This window comes from Bacillus oleivorans, assembly GCF_900207585.1.
GTDB lineage: Bacteria > Bacillota > Bacilli > Bacillales > JC228 > Bacillus_BF > Bacillus_BF oleivorans.
The window spans coordinates 1-17,790 of record NZ_OAOP01000007.1; the positions used below are offsets into that span (position 1 = coordinate 1).

General features: G+C 38.8%; 18 protein-coding genes. 12 read left to right on the top strand and 6 right to left on the bottom strand.

From position 1 onward, the window contains the following. Window positions 1–157: 157 nt before the first annotated feature. Window positions 158–1,627 carry an aminotransferase class I/II-fold pyridoxal phosphate-dependent enzyme gene (locus tag CRO56_RS14945; RefSeq protein WP_097159430.1) on the bottom strand — a complete coding sequence of 490 codons (1,470 nt, stop codon included), beginning with the start codon at window positions 1,625–1,627 and terminating at the stop codon, window positions 158–160. Window positions 1,628–1,933: 306 nt separating this feature from the next. On the opposite strand from CRO56_RS14945, the gene CRO56_RS14950 reads away from it, so the two are divergent. Then, window positions 1,934–2,209 carry a UPF0223 family protein gene (locus CRO56_RS14950; RefSeq protein ID WP_097159431.1) on the top strand — a complete coding sequence of 92 codons (276 nt, stop codon included), beginning with the start codon at window positions 1,934–1,936 and terminating at the stop codon, window positions 2,207–2,209. A 30-nt stretch (window positions 2,210–2,239) separates the two neighbouring features. Here CRO56_RS14950 and CRO56_RS14955 read toward each other — a convergent pair whose 3' ends face one another. Further along, the gene (locus tag CRO56_RS14955; RefSeq protein WP_097159432.1) at window positions 2,240–2,872 is read right to left on the bottom strand and encodes a YktB family protein; all 633 of its coding nucleotides are present in this window, start codon (window positions 2,870–2,872) and stop codon (window positions 2,240–2,242) included. A gap of 265 nt (window positions 2,873–3,137) precedes the next feature. Here CRO56_RS14955 and CRO56_RS23525 point away from each other — a divergent pair, with 265 nt between their 5' ends. Then, complete coding sequence (locus CRO56_RS23525) at window positions 3,138–3,335, top strand: hypothetical protein (RefSeq protein ID WP_097159643.1); 198 nt, start codon at window positions 3,138–3,140, stop codon at window positions 3,333–3,335. 211 nt (window positions 3,336–3,546) lie between these two features. Beyond that, entirely contained in the window at window positions 3,547–4,350 is an 804-nt protein-coding gene (locus tag CRO56_RS14965; protein ID WP_097159433.1) for an inositol monophosphatase family protein, read from the top strand. 117 nt (window positions 4,351–4,467) lie between these two features. Here the strand turns inward: CRO56_RS14965 and CRO56_RS14970 are convergent, their stop codons facing one another. Further along, window positions 4,468–4,659: a YlaF family protein gene (locus CRO56_RS14970; RefSeq protein ID WP_097159434.1), complete on the bottom strand. Its 192-nt coding sequence runs from the start codon at window positions 4,657–4,659 to the stop codon at window positions 4,468–4,470. Between the two features lie 352 nt (window positions 4,660–5,011). On the opposite strand from CRO56_RS14970, the gene typA reads away from it, so the two are divergent. Genes typA through CRO56_RS14985 form a run of 3 tightly spaced genes read left to right on the top strand, consistent with a single transcriptional unit; the run spans window position 5,012 to window position 7,467 of the window. Next, a complete protein-coding gene (gene typA / locus CRO56_RS14975) occupies window positions 5,012–6,835 on the top strand; it encodes a translational GTPase TypA (RefSeq protein ID WP_097159435.1) in 1,824 nt (607 codons plus the stop codon). A 21-nt stretch (window positions 6,836–6,856) separates the two neighbouring features. Further along, entirely contained in the window at window positions 6,857–7,180 is a 324-nt protein-coding gene (locus tag CRO56_RS14980; RefSeq protein WP_179714297.1) for a YlaH-like family protein, read from the top strand. Between the two features lie 11 nt (window positions 7,181–7,191). Further along, window positions 7,192–7,467 carry a hypothetical protein gene (locus CRO56_RS14985; protein WP_097159436.1) on the top strand — a complete coding sequence of 92 codons (276 nt, stop codon included), beginning with the start codon at window positions 7,192–7,194 and terminating at the stop codon, window positions 7,465–7,467. 47 nt (window positions 7,468–7,514) lie between these two features. Here CRO56_RS14985 and CRO56_RS14990 read toward each other — a convergent pair whose 3' ends face one another. Both CRO56_RS14990 and CRO56_RS14995 read right to left on the bottom strand, forming a co-directional pair. Then, entirely contained in the window at window positions 7,515–7,718 is a 204-nt protein-coding gene (locus CRO56_RS14990) for a YlaI family protein (protein WP_097159437.1), read from the bottom strand. A gap of 225 nt (window positions 7,719–7,943) precedes the next feature. After that, window positions 7,944–8,543, bottom strand: a complete 600-nt coding sequence (locus CRO56_RS14995) for a YhcN/YlaJ family sporulation lipoprotein (RefSeq protein ID WP_097159438.1) — start codon at window positions 8,541–8,543, stop codon at window positions 7,944–7,946. A gap of 479 nt (window positions 8,544–9,022) precedes the next feature. Here CRO56_RS14995 and CRO56_RS15000 point away from each other — a divergent pair, with 479 nt between their 5' ends. After that, a complete protein-coding gene (locus CRO56_RS15000; RefSeq protein WP_097159439.1) occupies window positions 9,023–9,223 on the top strand; it encodes a hypothetical protein in 201 nt (66 codons plus the stop codon). A 320-nt stretch (window positions 9,224–9,543) separates the two neighbouring features. After that, window positions 9,544–10,875, top strand: coding sequence for a PhoH family protein (locus CRO56_RS15005; RefSeq protein WP_097159440.1), 1,332 nt, complete (start codon window positions 9,544–9,546; stop codon window positions 10,873–10,875). A 96-nt stretch (window positions 10,876–10,971) separates the two neighbouring features. Here the strand turns inward: CRO56_RS15005 and CRO56_RS15010 are convergent, their stop codons facing one another. Beyond that, on the bottom strand, window positions 10,972–11,457 hold the full coding sequence (locus CRO56_RS15010; protein WP_097159441.1) for a hypothetical protein: 486 nt from the start codon (window positions 11,455–11,457) through the stop codon (window positions 10,972–10,974). A 107-nt stretch (window positions 11,458–11,564) separates the two neighbouring features. Between CRO56_RS15010 and glsA the strand changes: the two genes are divergently transcribed. The 4 genes from glsA (at window position 11,565) to pyc (ending at window position 17,766) form a co-directional block, all read left to right on the top strand. Next, window positions 11,565–12,494 (top strand): glutaminase A, encoded by a 930-nt coding sequence (glsA, locus tag CRO56_RS15015; protein WP_097159442.1) that lies wholly within the window; start codon window positions 11,565–11,567, stop codon window positions 12,492–12,494. Between the two features lie 165 nt (window positions 12,495–12,659). Further along, window positions 12,660–12,941: an Fpa/YlaN family protein gene (locus CRO56_RS15020; RefSeq protein ID WP_097159443.1), complete on the top strand. Its 282-nt coding sequence runs from the start codon at window positions 12,660–12,662 to the stop codon at window positions 12,939–12,941. 123 nt (window positions 12,942–13,064) lie between these two features. Further along, window positions 13,065–14,303, top strand: a complete 1,239-nt coding sequence (locus CRO56_RS15025) for an FtsW/RodA/SpoVE family cell cycle protein (protein WP_097159444.1) — start codon at window positions 13,065–13,067, stop codon at window positions 14,301–14,303. Window positions 14,304–14,325: 22 nt separating this feature from the next. Continuing rightward, window positions 14,326–17,766: a pyruvate carboxylase gene (gene pyc / locus CRO56_RS15030; protein ID WP_097159445.1), complete on the top strand. Its 3,441-nt coding sequence runs from the start codon at window positions 14,326–14,328 to the stop codon at window positions 17,764–17,766. Window positions 17,767–17,790 lie beyond the last annotated feature (24 nt).

The window sequence follows — 17,790 nt, forward strand, 5'->3', positions numbered from 1 at the left end:
AACTGCTTCTATTTTTTCCTCTATGTTAAATTTAGACATATAAAAACTGCACCTCCAATTGTTAGTTGTGTGTCTAACAATTGGGGTGCAGTTCAATGAAATCGATGGTTTTTTTGTCACTTTTTTCGATTATTTATAGAGAAAGAATCGGATTATTTTATTTAATGGCGTGGTGTTCTTTGATAACTCTTATTGAATTCAATTCAAAATCTTCAGGTCCCTGAACAGGCAGTCCGACTTCGATATTTTTCTTAATGTAAGCAAGGTTCTCTTTCGTAATGATTTCCCCTGGGATGAAAATCGGAATTCCAGGAGGATAGACCATGACAAATTCTGCGATGATTCTGCCTGTCGACAGTTCTAAAGGAATAACTTCTGTTTCTGCGTAAAAGGCATCTCTTGGAGATAAGGCTAATACAGGGATGTCTGGGAGCAGAACCTCAATTTTCTCTCCCTCCTGATAGTCTTTACAAATATAAGCTAACTTTTGAAGCGATTGAACTAATTCGTTTGTCTCAGACTCCGTATCTCCAGGTGTGATAATACAGAGTAAATTATAAAGGTCAGAAAGTTCTACCTCGATCCGGGCTTCCTCTCTTAACCATTTCTCAGCATCATAACCGGTAATTCCTAAATCCCGAACATGAATAATTAATTTAGTTGGATCATAATCGAATGTCGCCTTTGTTCCTAAAATTTCTCTGCCAACACAATAAAGTCCATCAATTTCATTAATTTTTTCACGTGTTTTTTCTGCCAGCTCAATCGTCTGCTCCAACAAAGCCTTACCTTCTGTTACCAGTCGCTTGCGGGCAACGTCCAAGGAAGCAAGCAGTAAATAAGAAGTGGACGTAGTGGTCAGCATACTTAAAATCGACTGAACGCGTTTTGGTGAAACAAGTCCTTCTCTGACATTTAAGATGGAGCTTTGTGTCATTGAACCCCCAAGCTTATGAACACTGGTTGCTGACATGTCTGCACCTGCCTGCATAGCAGAGAGAGGTAATTCTTCATGAAAGTGAATGTGAACACCGTGAGCTTCGTCCACTAATACCGGAACCGAATAGGAATGGGCGATTTCAACTATTTTTTTTAGATCAGCAGAAATTCCAAAATAAGTGGGGTTAATAACAAAAACCCCTTTAGCATCCGGATTCTGTTGTAAGGCCTTTTCGACTGCTTCTGTTGTAATTCCATGAGAGATTCCCAGTTTCGGGTCAATCTCCGGATGTATAAAAATAGGGGTTGCCCCAGAGAAGACAATGGCAGACATGACCGATTTATGGACATTCCTTGGGACAATAATTTTATCTCCAGGTCCGCAAACAGTCATGACCATAGTCATAATGGCTCCTGATGTGCCCTGCACAGAGAAAAAGGTATGGTCGGCGCCAAATGCTTCGCTGGCTAGTTTCTGAGCTTCTTTAATAATGCCTCTCGGTTGATGTAAATCATCTAATGGGCTAATATTGATTAGATCGATAGATAATGCATTTTCACCAATAAACTCACGAAAGTCAGGATCCATTCCTGTTCCTTTTTTATGACCTGGTATGTGAAATTGAATTGGATTTTTCTTAGCATGTTCTACTAAACCTGTAAATAACGGAGTTTCGTATTGAGACAACGATGTCACACCTCTTTTTAGATTCTTGCCATAGTTTAACAGCAGCGTATTTCTCACTATTTATCAGCTATGCTGACAGAGCAGCATTTAATATGTCTGATGATTAATGGTGCTTAGTTATACAAGTATCAATATTTATTTGACATAAAACAAAAGAATTATAGCACCTTGCCTTCTCTTTGCATAGTGGCAGCTGCGGAAATTTTCGGTTTGAGTTCTTAGTTTTACACAGAATTGTTCATAATACACAGAAGAAGGCCAAGTGGTATACATAGAAAATGGCTAAAAATTGGAGGAGGATCGTTAATGGAGTATAACTATCCAATAGACTATGATTGGTCCACAGAAGAAATCGTAGACGTGATTCATTTTTATGAAGGCATTGAAAAAGCTTACGAGAGAGGGATAAAGCGGGAAGAAATCATGGCATTATATAGACGGTTTAAAGAAATTGTTCCGGGAAAAGCCGAGGAGAAGAAATGGTTTAAAGAATTTAAAGAAGAAAGTGGCTATGATCCATATCCGATTGTGCGGGATATGAAGCAGCAGGAAGCAGGAACAAATGTAAAAGGATCAAAGTAAAACAAAAATACGCCATATGCTGGCGTATTTTTATTTTTGATTATAGGCAAGTTTGTATAATGGCATTAGTTTAGTAAAGGTTTCCTTTACTTCATCTAAGAAAACAGATCCGTTTTTCAAAATAGGATCGTCAGAGGAAATATGACGTCCTACAAGAAATTCTGCTTTTTTTATATCACGAAATCTTTCCAATGATTGCTTTAAGCCCTTTTTACCAAGTTCTTGAACGGAGATTGCTTCTTTTTTCATATGATCCTGAGAAATCACATAATTTTCAGGTACAATTGTTTGTATTTGATTTATTTTTTTTAAAAAGGTCTTAGCGATATCAGTTTTATTTGGCAGTTCATAAATAAAGGCGAGCCATATAAAAACATGATCGTCAAAAAGCCCTACTTGAAAATGCGGATGCTGTTTGTATCCTCGTTTATTATTGGCTATCGCAAGCCATGTGTCTTTTGGAGGATTTACGGTTCGTCTTGCATGCTTGGCAATATGTAAATACATTTCATTTCCGGCTAATGCCGAGAGATCGCTTGTCAGCAGTTCTCCAATCTCTCTGAATTTTGGCCGAATGCGATTTTCGATTGCTTCCATTCTAGCCTCAAGTCCTTCAATTTGAAATGTGTCAAAATCTGATTGTGAAAATCCGGTAAATGACATCTTTTCTAACTCCTTTTGTGTCTAGATCATAAAATGAGAGCTACATCTTTTCTTTTTATACTAGCAGAACATGTAATCACGGGCAAAAAAGAAGTTCTTTTTAGAAATAAAGGGATTAGGAACCTTGTCTTTAAGGCGAAATAGTAATATTTGGGTACGAGCACAAATTAGTTGCAGGAGAAATTATTTTAACATAGAATATAGAAAACTGAAAATGTTGAAAATTTTGATTTTGGCTCATTTCATGATGAGAGGAGTGGCAGATATGAAGCAACTCGTACAAACCATTAAAAAGAAAGATCAAGTGCAGAAAGAAAGATTAGCTGTTTTAAAATTAGAAATGAATTATGAACTAGCGGTGTTATACGAAGCCATGCAAGATAGAGATGAAGAAATGATAAAAATGTGCAAAGAAAAGCTTGAACGGATTCGAAAAGAATTAATTCAATTAAATGGATTATAAAGGACGAAAAAATGAATACGATAGAAAAAAGATTTATAATGAAACGAAATGAATAATAAACGGGTCTGTAACGCTAGAGAACAGATCCGTTTTTTCGTTTCAGAAGTTTTCCAATGTATACTGGGAAATGGAATATGAAGTGTCCATACTTGAATAGGCTTTCATTTTTTTAGTAAGCTAAGTAAAGATGAATGAATGGCGGGGGATCAGGATGACAAATTGGATAAATATTGCTCAAGCCGCAAAAGAATGGGTATTAGAGGCGGGGCAAAGGATAAGAGATTCACTCAATGAAGAGCTTCTGATTGAAACAAAGTCGGATGCTAATGATCTCGTCACAAATATAGACAAAGATACAGAAAAATTCTTTATTGAAAAAATTAAACAATACAATCTTGAATTTAAAATAATGGGTGAGGAAGGCTTCGGTGACAGAATAGTATCATTGGATGGAGTGATCTGGATACTGGATCCAATTGACGGGACGATGAATTTTGTCCACCAAAAAAGGAATTTTGCGATTTCATTGGCTGTTTATGAAAATGGAGAGGGTCGTTTAGGTATTATTTATGACGTGATGGCTGACGATTTTTATCATGTTATACCAGGAAGCGGGGCTTTTTTAAACGACATCAGGTTAAATACATTGAAAGATGTAACTTTAGAAAAAGCAATAATAGGGCTTAATGCGACATGGATTACTCCGAATAAAAGGATTGATTATCAGATATTGTCTCCATTAGTCAAAACCGTTAGGGGAACCCGTTCATATGGGGCTGCTGCAATTGAACTTGCCTATGTGGCAACAGGAAGATTAGATGGATACATAACGATGCGCTTAAATCCATGGGACTACGCAGCAGGAAAGCTGCTTATTGAAGAGGTTGGGGGCAAAACTTCTAATCTTAAAGGAGAACCCCTATCCTTGTTAAACCCCTCCTCCTTACTTGTCGGAGGTCCGACGGTTTATGACGAAATAAGAGAAAATTATTTAAAGGATTACCAAGGGAAATAATACTGATGTAAAACATTGACAGAAGATCTACATTCGTTTAGAGGGAAAATTAATCATGCAAAGCAAAAAAAAAGACTGTTTAGGGATCCGATCCTAAATAGTCTTTTTTATAGGGGATTATTGGTTGGAGCTCTCACTTTGGCGAAGTCTTCGTTTTGTTTTAAAACCGAGCCCCATAATGAATACAGTACCAAAAATACAGGCAATAATCCCGATTGTACTGCCTTCGCTAATAAAGATCCCAATACCACTTATACAAAGAACCGCTAAACAGGCGTATACTATAAAAATTTTATTTGCTGAAGCCATTAAAATGTCCTCTCTTTCAAAATTACAATCAATTATCTATATTGTAACGAACCTTTGTGTTTATTTCTAGTAACGTGTGTTATAATATTCTAGTTGTACAAGAAAGGCGCAAGCGCCCTTTCAGCAACGCACGGACTGAACTGAACCGCACCTGAGCTAAAGAAAACACGGCGACCGTAAAGGAGTCGATGTTGACTTATCGATGGGGGTAAAGGGAAAAATCTAAAGCGCTGGAGCTTGATAAGTCCGATAGGAGCTGGGTGCTGGAGCTAGAAAGACAATAGACCCGCAATTTTCGTAATTGTGGTAAAGATAAATGAACTGAAATTAGAAAAGAAAGCAGGTTGACATCATGTCTATACGAAATATAGCCATTATTGCACACGTTGACCACGGAAAAACAACATTAGTAGACCAAATGTTAAAGCAATCAGGAACATTCCGTGAAAATGAGTATGTTGAAGAAAGAGCAATGGATTCGAATGATATTGAAAGAGAACGCGGAATTACGATACTAGCCAAAAATACAGCCATTCATTACAACGGGTATAAAATTAATATTTTGGATACTCCAGGACACGCTGATTTTGGCGGCGAAGTAGAACGGATTATGAAAATGGTAGACGGTGTTCTGCTCGTAGTAGACGCTTATGAAGGTTGTATGCCACAGACTCGCTTTGTCTTAAGGAAAGCGTTAGAACAAAATCTTCAGCCAATCGTTGTCATTAATAAGATTGATAAACCATTTGCACGTCCTGATGAGGTTTTGGATGAAGTGATTGATTTATTTATTGAATTGGGTGCAAATGAAGATCAGCTTGAGTTTCCGGTTGTCTATGCATCAGGGATTAATGGAACATCTAGTTTAGAGCCAACCAAACAAGAAGACAATATGACCCCATTATTAAATCAAATTATTGAGTCGATCCCAGAACCGCCAAAAAATGAAGATGAACCGCTACAGCTACAAGTAGCATTACTTGATTATAATGAGTATGTAGGCAGAATTGGGATTGGCCGAATTTACCGGGGAAGAATTAAAGTCGGACAATCTGTTACGCTAATGAAGCGGGATGGGTCATCTGAATCTCACCGGATCACTAAGCTATATTCTTTCCTGGGATTGAAGCGTTATGAAGTCGAAGAAGCAGCTGCAGGTGATATAGTAGCGATTTCCGGGATTGAAGAAGTAAATGTTGGTGAAACCGTTTGTGATCGGGAACATCCTGAAGCATTACCAGTCATGGAAATTGATGAACCTACTTTAAAAATGACATTTCAAGTCAATAATAGCCCATTTGCCGGCCTAGAAGGAAAATGGGTAACAGCCCGGAAGATTCAGGAACGGTTAGATGTTCAATTAAAGACGGATGTCAGTTTAAGAGTAGAACCAACCGATTCTCCAGATGCATGGATTGTATCGGGAAGAGGGGAGCTTCATCTTTCGATTTTGATTGAAAATATGAGACGGGAAGGCTATGAGCTTCTCGTATCGCGTCCAGAGGTTATTTTAAAAGAAATCGATGGTGTTCTCTGTGAACCAGTTGAAAGAGTTCAAATTGATGTTCCTGAGGAGTATACGGGGAGCATTATGGAATCAATTGGCGAGAGAAAAGGCGAAATGCTCGATATGTCTCACACAAGTACCGGTCAAGTCAGACTCATATTTTTAGTTCCTTCAAGAGGATTGATTGGCTACCGAACTGAATTTTTATCCATGACTCGGGGATATGGAATTATCCATCATAATTTTGACTCTTATAAGCCAGTATTCTCAGGCCATGCCGGAGAACGCCGCCAAGGTGCACTTGTATCAATGGAAAGAGGAAAAGCAACTCAATACAGCCTTGTCGCTTTAGAAGATCGCGGCGTTATGTTTATTGAGCCTGGTACTGAAGTTTACGAAGGCATGATCGTAGGAGTTAATAACAAAGAAAACGATCTGAATGTGAATGTAACTAAAGCTAAGGCGCAAACCAACGTTCGATCTGCAACAAAAGATAATACAGTTACGATGAAAAAGCCTAAGATTCTTTCGTTAGAAGAAGCACTAGAATTTTTAAATGATGACGAATTCTGTGAAGTAACACCTGAATCCATTCGATTGCGCAAAAAAATTCTCGATAAAGCAGAAAGAGAAAAACTGGCGCGTAAGAAAAAGTACGAGCGGGTATAAAAAGTCTAGGTGGTGTTAGCAGTGGTGGACGTAGCGGAACGACTTTCTTTTTTTGCAGCTTTATATAAAGTAGATGAAAATCCTGAGGTTGGGATGTGGTGGTTATATATAACGATCATTATTCTCAGTATCGTCGTATATAAATTGGGATTTGCAAAAAAATTACCGCCTCTTAAGTCGTTAGTTATTTACCTATTTTTAATTCTTGGCTGTACGATTTTAACGTTTTTTGGAGTTTTTCTACCAGTAGCGGAAGGATTAATTGTGGCATCTGTCATATTAATTATATATAAAATCCGTCTGAAACAGCAGAAGAACGAGGAAAAGGTAGATGGAATAAGCTAAGGGGTGTGAAGGTGAGGTCTTTACAAGATGCCTTTTACAATTGGTTATCGATTCGTGAAGTAGCACTGGCACGGCCTGACGATCAGGCAGCGAGTGAAACAGCAGCCATTTTTTATGATATTCTAACGAATCAGTTTAAAGTGGAAGCTGCCCGTGTGGACAAAGATGCTCAAAAGCTGACGGTATACTATCGGATTAATGGAGAGGAAAAGCAACTGCAGCTTCCTCGTAATTATGTTGAATCTATGATTGACCAAATGAATAAAGACCCTGAAAAATACAAATAACTCGGCTTTCAGAAGCCGAGTTATTTGTTTTATATAGATGAAAAGGACTATATCCAATCATCCTCTATTTTTTTAGGTTCATACAGTCTAAAATGACCAGATCGTTTACGAATTTCTGTCCTCTCTGTGATACGCTGGTTACAGTCATCACATAGGTAAGTATGTATCGGGCGGTTCCGTAATTTTTTAGCTAAAGGAGATTGGTCATCTATTGTTTCTATTTTTTCACAGATAAAACACTGTACTCTCAAAATTCAGTCACCTCACGCCCTTAAGTATACCATGTGACTTTTTTTTCTTGAAGAATATCTTTACCAAATTTAAGTAAGGCCGCTGATATTTTACACCGTATGAATCTATACTTCATATGATACATAAAGGGATTTGAAGATTTTAACTCCTTATTAAGAGCGAGCTTTTTGAAGGACAAAGGCTAAAACAAATTTATAAAAAAAGGAGGCAGATTGCCCCCATTCTTATTTTTGCCGATTGGACTGGTCATTTTGTTCCTTATTTAACTGTTGTTCTTCTTGCTGATTCACCTGATTCTTTGGTTTTTCAGTTGCATTTTTAGGTGTTGTTTCTTCTAAATGCAGAGGTATATCCGGCATAACACGTCCGGTGATATCTGATAGTTCATTTAAGATTCCCTGAATCGGTCTGCCATTTTCAATATCAGCACCAATTTCTCTCAGTCTCTGAACGATATCGGGATCGGCTACTACAATTGCTTGCGCACCATAAGGATCGTCCTTTAATGCCTCCAACACTGAATACTTGACAGTACCTACCTGTGAACGTTCCATGTTTGCATCCACATCAATCCCAACAAAAGCATATCCTCCTAACACAACTGCGGTTGCATCTTCCACATTAGGAACTCTTGTCGTCAATTCAACGAGATGTGAAGCAATCTCTTGGCCAGATTCCCGATCTACATTTTCATCAAAGGTACTATTTTTTACACGAACTAAATTTTCATTTTCAGCTGTCCTATTATCGTTGGCGTTTTGATTGGCGTTACAGCTTACGAGCCATGTTAAACAAAAAAGAAGAATACCACATTTTTTAAACATATCCTGTTCACCCTTTTATGCTCAAGTTTTTTCGACTTGCTAAAGCTATTTAAAAACTAAGACATAGTCTGCTTTGTTTCAGTTCAGATTCGGCTAAAAAATCGAATATCAAAAGCAGCTTAGCAAGACCCTTGCATTTTCTAATTAGTTTGCAAATCTTCTTCTAACTTTATGCATTAGGACATATATTTTAGCGAAGCTGCCCCACTGAGAAACATCGTGAAACACAACAGTGACATAGCTTCGTGCATCTTTGCGACGGGCTGAAGGTAGGCTTCCTCAAGTAAGCGATGGCGCAGGAGCACCAGCACAAACTAAGGTCGAGAATAAAAATACTTCGTACCAGCTTTACGACGAGCTGAAGGTAAGCTTCGATTGTTGAAGAGATGAAAAAAAGTAAAGCGAGAGCCAAGTAATTGAGCAGAATTTTAATAATTGATCGGGAAACGCATTTTTAGAGCAGGAATCCCGATAATCGGGTGGAGGAAACTCGAATTAAATGGGCGGGAACCCAGGTAAATGGGCGGAACATTGAAGTAAATGGGCGGAACCTCGAAGTAAATGGGCGGAACCTCGATCGAAGTAAATGGGCGGAACCTCGAAGTAAATGGGCGGGAACCCCAAGTAAATGGGCGGGAACCCCAGGTAAATGGGCGGGCAACCCGGTAATTGAGCGGTGAACGCGAAAAATGGGCTGAACTTCAAGTAAATGGGCGAAAAACCCAGTAATTGAGCAGTAAATCCGATAATTGAGCGAGAAACCCGGATAATAGAGCGGAAACCTCAAATAATTGAGCGGAAACTCCAACCAATAGAGCGGAACCCCCAACCAATTGAGCAGCAAACCCAGTAATTGAGCAAAACAGCACTTAAATCGGGCGACCCGCCGTAATAACGAAACGGTGGAACTAACCCCAACAGTACAGTAAATTTCGGGCAAATTGCCCTACCGCTTTTACAGACAACTGAATAGCAAATACTTCTAGCAGGAGGCGGCGGTTTGAATAAAATTTATGTGTTAGATACCAATGTCTTATTGCAGGATCCGTATTCGATCTTTTCGTTTGAAGATAACGAGGTTGTAATACCTGCTGTAGTTTTAGAGGAGGTCGATTCGAAAAAAAGATATATGGACGAAATTGGGAGGAATGCAAGGCAGGTATCTAAACTTATAGATAGTTTGAGGGAGAATGGAAAGTTACACGAGAAAATCCCTTTAGAAAATGGCGGCTCACTCAGAATTGAATTAAATCACCGTTCATTTCAGCAATTACAAGAAATATTTGTGGAAAAAACGAATGATAACCGGATTTTAGCAGTAGCGAAAAATTTATCCTTAGAGGAAGAAGCAAAAGAGAATGGCAGTCATGTCATATTAGTTTCTAAAGATGCTCTTGTCAGGGTAAAGGCTGATGCCATTGGTTTATATGCAGAGGATTTTTTAAGCGACCGTGTTGTGGAAGTAGACCATATATACTCAGGGTTTAATGAAAATTATGTAGATAACGCAATATTAACTAAATTTTATGAACAAGGAGAAATACTCGTTTCTGATCTGTCTTTTTCCTCCTCCTGTTATCCGCATCAATTTTTTATTATGAAGGATGCCTTTGGAGGGTCATCGTCTGCAATAGGAATGGTTGACTCGTCTGGAACTAGGATTAGAAAGATGTCTCATAAGGAAGAGCATGTTTGGGGGATTAAACCTAGAAATGTTCAGCAAAACATGGGAATTGAGCTGCTTCTTCGCGATGACATTCAGCTTGTCAGTATGATTGGTAAGGCAGGAACGGGTAAAACATTATTAGCACTGGCAGCGGGTTTATGGCAAACAGAGGACCTGGGCAGATATAAGAAGCTGTTAGTGGCTAGACCAATCGTGCCTGTTGGCAAAGACATTGGGTATTTGCCTGGTGAGAAACAGGAGAAGCTCCGCCCGTGGATGCAGCCAATTTATGATAATCTCGAGTACTTATTTAATACGAAGAAGCCAGGTGAATTAGATGCGATATTAGCCGGAATGGGATCAATTGAAGTGGAAGCTCTTACCTATATTAGGGGCAGGAGTATTCCAGAACAATTTATTATTATTGATGAAGCTCAGAATTTAACCAAGCATGAAGTCAAAACGATATTAACCCGGGTTGGGGAAAGAAGTAAAATCATTTTAATGGGGGACCCTGAACAAATCGATCATCCTTATCTCGATGAATATAATAATGGACTTACTTATGTGGTAGAGAAGTTTAAAGATCAATCGATTGCGGGGCATATTAAGCTAATAAAAGGTGAAAGATCGAACCTCGCCAAATTAGCAGCCGAGTTGCTTTAAGAAGAAAAATAATTGGCCCACAAAGAATAAGTTATCCTTTTTGCTGTTATCAAGTCTAACTCGAATCATACGTTATTGTGGGCCACTAGCGGTTCTTTATTTAACGATAATCGCTGTTACATGTTTAATGGGATTTTCAAGATTAGACCGATCACCGTAGATAACATGAACAGGTCCATCTTCTTTTAGCGGTTTTCCTTGATTTGAGAATTTCATCAGGATATTGTATCCCTCTTCAATGGAAAGAGTTACATCACCATCTTTTGTTTGGATAATTAGTTGGCTAGCATCTTCATTCGGCTTTGCATTTTCTAAAAATGGCTGAAAAGGCATGGCGAAAGTTCCATTTAAAATTTTTTCTTTTAAAAATTTTTTTTCGGATTTGATTGTCGGAGGAGAGACGGCACCTTCCATAATTTCTTTTTCCCAGTTCTTTGATAAAACTTCAGTAAAGTCTTTTTCTTCCTTGGCTTCCTGTGCCTTTTCGTCTAAATCCAATTTTCTATCATCAAAAATCCAAACGGACGGATCTAACGTTAACGAATAGCGGACATTTCCTTTTAATTGAATAATAAAATCCATGGATCCCAATCCTTTCGTATCAAAATTTTCACCTGTCAGTCTATTGCATCATTCTTTGCTTATAGGAAATTCTATGTAAAAGATTATAAGTGTAAAGGGTGTTCAATTTGACATGTCAGGCAAGTAATGAACTCGAACAATTAGTGTTGCAGGCAAGACCTTATAGTTCACAAGGGAAGCTGGCTACATATATCCCTGCCTTAGAAAAAGCAAATCCGAGCCATTTGTCGGTCGCGATTTTTCACTTAGATGGTACTTGTACATATGCTGGTGATTATAAACAAAGGTTCTCGCTACAAAGTATATCAAAAGTTTTAAGCTTAGCATATGTTTTGGCTCGAATAGGGGATGAGGAAGTGTTCCAAAGAGTAGGAATGGAGCCGACGGGTGATCCTTTTAATTCAATTGCCAAGCTAGAAACAACTAAGCCTTCAAAGCCGCTGAACCCTATGATTAATGCTGGTGCTCTAGTGGTTACCAGTTTAATTCCAGGGGCTGATTTAAAGGAGCAATGGGAAGATTTCCTGGACTTTATCAGAACATTAACAGGTAATCCGGAAATCGCCTATAATAAAGAACTGCAAGAATCTGAGTTTAGTACCTCATACCTGAATCGTGCTCTTTGTTTTTTTATGAAACAGCATGGGATCATAAATGGTGAAGTGGAAAAGATTATGGAGCTGTATACGAAGCAATGCTCGATTGAAATGAATTGCCTCGAGTTAGCCCAATTAGGAGCTGTTTTTGCAAATAATGGCCGTAATCCTGTTTCGGGCGAGCAAATAATTCCGGTGCAAATTGCACGAATTTGTAAAACATTTATGGTAACATGCGGGATGTATAATGCTTCTGGGGAATTTGCGATGAAAGTGGGAATACCGGCAAAAAGCGGCGTATCAGGCGGAATCCTTGGTGTGATTCCCAATCGCTGCGGAATCGGGGTTTTTTCGCCAGCCCTTGATGAAAAGGGAAATAGTCTGGCCGGGTGGAAACTATTAGAATTTATGAATGAAAAATATAATTTTAGTATCTTCTAAATGTCTGCATCACCCCGTTACTTTCCCTTTTAATCCTTGCAATTTTGAAGATTTGAAGGTAAAATTTAAAGATAGAATCGGCATTTAGAGGTTGTTCAAAAAGTCCGTTAATATTGTCCGCTTTTTGAACAAATATCTTTAATGGACGTAAATGGGGGGATCTCCGTGGCACAAGAGACAACCGTACAGCATAGTGAAAAAGCGTATGAATTGCTTAAGGCAGACGCCGATAAAATTTTTAAATTAATAAAAGTACAAATGGATAATTTGACGATGCCACAATGCCCTCTTTATGAGGAAGTTTTGGATACACAAATGTTTGGACTATCTCGAGAGATAGACTTTGCTGTCCGCCTTGGTTTAGTTGAACAGAAGGACGGCAAAGAACTCTTAGATGCTTTGGAGCGACAATTGTCCGTCTTGCATGAGGCATCACAAAAGAAATAAGCTGAAAAACTCAAACATTCATAAGAAGCTGTTTGAGTTTTTTTATTTTAATGCGGCAGGAAACTCTCTTTTTTTATTGAAATGTATCATACATAAGAAATGCTATCAGATGGGGTAGATTACATGCTAAAAAACGTTTTAAAGTCTTATGATTACTCGATTGTGATTGTATATATCCTGTTATGCTTTTTTGGTCTTGTTATGATTTATAGTTCAAGTATTGTTTGGGCGGTCCAGCAGTTAGACCCCCCTCGGCCAAGTGATTATTTCTATCAAAGGCAAAAAATACATATAATCCTTTCTTTTATTGCCTTTTTTTTCGCAGCTATTTTTCCATACAAACTTTTTCAAAACAAAAAGGTACTAGCCTTTATTATGCTGGGTAGCCTGATTAGTTTATCTGCCTTATTTTTATTTGGTCAGGTATATAACAATGCTCAGAGCTGGTTTCAGGTGGGGGCCAGAAGTATTCAGCCTTCTGAATTTGCAAAATTGGGTATCATTATCTATCTGGCAGCTGTTTATGGAAAAAAACAATCCTATATCAATGATTTTAATAAAGGGGTTGTCCCCCCGCTTTTATACTTATTATTAGTTTGCTTTCTTGTTATGGTTCAGCCTGACTTCGGGACAGCAGCGATTATCTTCATGATAGGGGCATTTATGATTATTTGCTCCGGAATGAATATTAAAAGCTTAGCGAAACTTTTCTTGTTAGGAGTAACGCTTATTTTATTAATCTCTCCCTTTATTTTAATGAATAAAGACGAGATCTTTTCAGAGGAGAGACTTGGTAGAGTCGAAGGGTTTTTAGATCCTTTTTCTGATGTACAGGATGATGGGTATCACCTTGTCAATTCCTATTTTGCAATTGGCCTTGGCGGCTTAACGGGAAAAGGGCTTGGCGAAAGTACACAGAAACTTGGGTTCTTGCCTGAGCCTCATACCGATTTTATTATTGCCATCATTTCTGAAGAACTTGGGATATTCGGCGTAGGTTTTGTTATCCTCTCTCTAGGTTTTATCGTTCTTCGGGGAATCAGAATAAGCACAAAATGTAAAGATCCATTTGGAAGTTTACTTGCCATAGGTATCTCAAGCATGATTGGGATTCAATCTTTTATTAATTTAGGAGGTGCTTCCGGCTTAATCCCGATTACTGGTGTACCTCTTCCTTTTATCAGTTATGGAGGAAGCTCTTTACTTTTATTATCGTTGTCTCTTGGCTTGCTCGTAAATGTATCATGTTTTACAAACTACGAAAGAAGGTATAAAGAGAAAAAAGATCTCCCAGCTGCAGAAGAGGGGCAAAATCAAAAGTTTTATACGATTAGCGGAAATGGGAGAATGATGAATCGATAAACAAGAGAATGGAGTGGCGTGTATGGGGAAAATCAACAAACTGCTGGTTGCAAATCGCGGGGAAATTGCAATTCGAATTTTTAGAGCCTGCACCGAATTAGATATTCGGACAGTGGCGATTTACTCTAAAGAAGACACTGGATCGTACCATCGCTATAAGGCAGATGAAGCTTATTTAGTCGGTGAAGGAAAAAAGCCGATTGAAGCTTACTTAGATATTGAAGATATTATTAGAATAGCTAAGCAAAGCGGGGTAGATGCCATTCACCCTGGTTATGGATTCTTATCTGAAAACATTGGCTTAGCGACCCGCTGTAAAGAAGAAGGGATTACATTTGTTGGTCCTCACCCAGAACATTTGTATATTTTTGGAGATAAGGTAAGGGCGAGAGTGGCCGCACAAAAAGCTGGTGTTCCTGTCGTTCCGGGAAGTGATGGACCAGTCCAAAGATTAGAGGACGTTATATTATTTGCCAAACAATATGGGTTTCCGATTATCTTAAAAGCTGCTCTTGGCGGCGGAGGCAGGGGAATGAGGGTAGTTCGTTCCCAAGAGGAGATTAGACAGGCCTTTGAACGGGCTAAATCAGAAGCAAAAGCTGCATTTGGCAGTGATGAAGTGTACGTGGAAAAAATGATTGAAGCTCCTAAGCATATCGAGGTTCAGATTTTAGGAGACACGGAAGGTAACATTGTTCATTTATTTGAACGGGACTGCTCTGTGCAAAGACGTCATCAAAAAGTTGTGGAGGTAGCACCTTCTGTTTCGTTAAAGGAAAGTGTCAGGCAAGAGATTTGTACCGCAGCTGTAAAGCTTATGGAAAGTGTAGGCTATGTTAATGCAGGAACCGTTGAATTTTTAGTACAGGGAGACCAATTTTATTTCATTGAGGTTAATCCGAGGATTCAGGTAGAGCACACGATTACAGAATTAATCACTGGAATTGACATCGTCCATTCACAAATACTAATCGCAGAAGGTTACAGTTTACATAGCTCGCGGGTTGGGATCCCAAGACAAGAGCAAATCAAGCCGAATGGATATGCGATTCAGTCGAGGGTTACGACGGAAGACCCGCTTAATCAATTCATGCCTGATACAGGGAGAATTATCGCTTACCGCTCAGGCGGAGGCTTTGGTGTTCGGCTAGATGCAGGAAATGGGTTTCAGGGTTCTGTCATAACTCCTTACTATGATTCATTATTAGTAAAGGTTTCTACTTGGGCTCTAACGTTTGAACAAGCAGCTAAGAAAATGGTTCGAAACCTTCAGGAATTTAGAATTAGGGGAATTAAAACTAATATTCCATTCTTGGAGAATGTGGTCAAACATAAAAATTTTCTTTCTGGGCAATATACGACCCATTTTATCGATGAAACACCAGAACTATTTAATTTTCCAATCAGTAAAGACCGCGGCACAAAGATGCTAACCTATATAGGAAATGTGACAATTAACGGGTTTCCAGGCATCGAAAAAAAGAAGAAGCCCGTCTTTCCGAGAACTAGGATTCCACAAGTTCCTGCTGATCTCCATTTTAATTTCGGAACTAAACAAGTTCTGGAAGAAAAAGGTGCAGAGGGTTTAGCAAAATGGGTCAAAGATCAGAAAAAAGTATTACTGACTGATACGACTTTTCGTGATGCACACCAATCCTTATTGGCTACAAGAGTTCGTACCATTGATTTAAAACACATTGCAGAACCTGTGGCAAAACTCCTGCCAGACCTGTTTTCTGTAGAAATGTGGGGCGGTGCAACATTTGATGTAGCTTACCGGTTTTTAAAAGAAGACCCATGGGAAAGATTGCTTGTTTTACGTGAAAGGATGCCAAATATTCTGTTCCAGATGCTCCTAAGGGCTTCCAATGCGGTCGGATATAAAAATTACCCAGATAATGTGATTCGAGAATTTGTTGAGAAGTCCGCTGAAGGAGGAATCGATGTTTTCCGGATCTTCGACAGTTTAAACTGGGTGAAGGGAATGGAAGTAGCGATTCAAGCGGTCCGCGATACCGGTAAAGTGGCAGAAGCTGCAATATGTTATACAGGCGATATTTTAGATTCTTCCCGGGCTAAATATGATTTGAATTATTATAAGCAGTTAGCCAAAGAACTTGAAAACCAAGGGGCGCATATGCTAGGCATAAAGGATATGGCCGGGCTATTAAAACCGGAAGCTGCTTATCGTTTAATATCTTCGTTAAAGGAAACCGTTGAAATTCCAATTCATCTTCATACTCATGATACTAGCGGTAATGGAATCTTTATGTATGCCCGTGCGATCGAAGCCGGAGTTGATATTGTAGATACAGCTGTAACTACTATGGCAGGATTGACGTCTCAGCCAAGTGCAAATAGTCTTTATTATGCGTTAGAAGGTACAGGAAGACAGCCGGATCTTTCTATAAAAAATTTAGAGTCCCTGTCAAATTATTGGGAAGATATTCGAAGAATTTACAAAGATTTTGAAAGCGGAATGATGGCTCCCCATCCGGACGTTTATACTCATGAAATGCCTGGCGGCCAATACAGCAATCTGCAGCAGCAGGCAAAAGCGGTTGGTTTAGGAGAGCGCTGGGATGAAGTGAAAGAAATGTACGGAAGAGTGAACTTACTGTTTGGCGATATTGTAAAAGTTACACCATCCTCAAAGGTTGTAGGGGATATGGCTCTCTTTATGGTACAAAATGATCTGTCAGAAAGTGATGTTTTAGAGAGAGGATATATGCTAGATTTTCCAGATTCAGTTGTTGAGCTTTTTGAAGGATATCTGGGCCAGCCATATGGCGGTTTCCCTAAAGATTTGCAAAAAGTGATTCTTAAAGGGAGAGACCCAATTACAGTACGCCCTGGAGAACTTCTGGATAATGTTGATTTTGAAGAAATTAAAGAAAAGTTAGTCCAAGAACTGGATCGTGAAGTAACGAACTATGATGTCCTCTCTTATGCACTCTATCCAAAAGTATTTGAAGAATATAATCAAACCGTTAATCAATTTGGTAATGTATCTGTATTAGATACTCCTACATTTCTTTATGGAATGAGGCTTGGTGAAGAAATAGAAGTAGAGATTGAGACGGGAAAGACGCTGATTGTTAAATTAGTATCAATTGGTCAGCCACAAGTTGATGGGACTAGGGTTGTTTATTTTGAGTTAAACGGACAACCGCGGGAAGTAGTGATCAAAGATGAAAACATTAAAACTACTGTGGCAGAAAGAATAAAAGCAAATCCAAAAAATGAAAATCATATAGGTGCCACAATGCCGGGAACAGTTGTAAAATTATTAGTAGAGAAGGGAGAAAAGGTTAAAAAAGGAGACCACCTTCTCATTACAGAAGCTATGAAAATGGAAACCACTGTCCAGGCACCATTTGATGGAATTGTCCAATCGATTTATGTGCAAAATGGAGATTCTATTAAGGCGGGAGACCTCTTAGTGGAATTAATTAAAGAATAACTATAAAAAAGGTGCTGCTTAGGC

Coding starts and splice junctions, on each gene's coding strand:
- CRO56_RS15025 (WP_097159444.1), top strand. CDS start 13,065: ATGCTAAAAAACGTTTTAAAGTCTTATGATTACTCGATTGTGATTGTA.
- CRO56_RS14965 (WP_097159433.1), top strand. CDS start 3,547: ATGACAAATTGGATAAATATTGCTCAAGCCGCAAAAGAATGGGTATTA.
- CRO56_RS14970 (WP_097159434.1), bottom strand. CDS start 4,659: ATGGCTTCAGCAAATAAAATTTTTATAGTATACGCCTGTTTAGCGGTT.
- CRO56_RS14955 (WP_097159432.1), bottom strand. CDS start 2,872: ATGTCATTTACCGGATTTTCACAATCAGATTTTGACACATTTCAAATT.
- pyc (WP_097159445.1), top strand. CDS start 14,326: ATGGGGAAAATCAACAAACTGCTGGTTGCAAATCGCGGGGAAATTGCA.
- CRO56_RS14950 (WP_097159431.1), top strand. CDS start 1,934: ATGGAGTATAACTATCCAATAGACTATGATTGGTCCACAGAAGAAATC.
- CRO56_RS14995 (WP_097159438.1), bottom strand. CDS start 8,543: ATGTTTAAAAAATGTGGTATTCTTCTTTTTTGTTTAACATGGCTCGTA.
- CRO56_RS15010 (WP_097159441.1), bottom strand. CDS start 11,457: ATGGATTTTATTATTCAATTAAAAGGAAATGTCCGCTATTCGTTAACG.
- typA (WP_097159435.1), top strand. CDS start 5,012: ATGTCTATACGAAATATAGCCATTATTGCACACGTTGACCACGGAAAA.
- CRO56_RS23525 (WP_097159643.1), top strand. CDS start 3,138: ATGAAGCAACTCGTACAAACCATTAAAAAGAAAGATCAAGTGCAGAAA.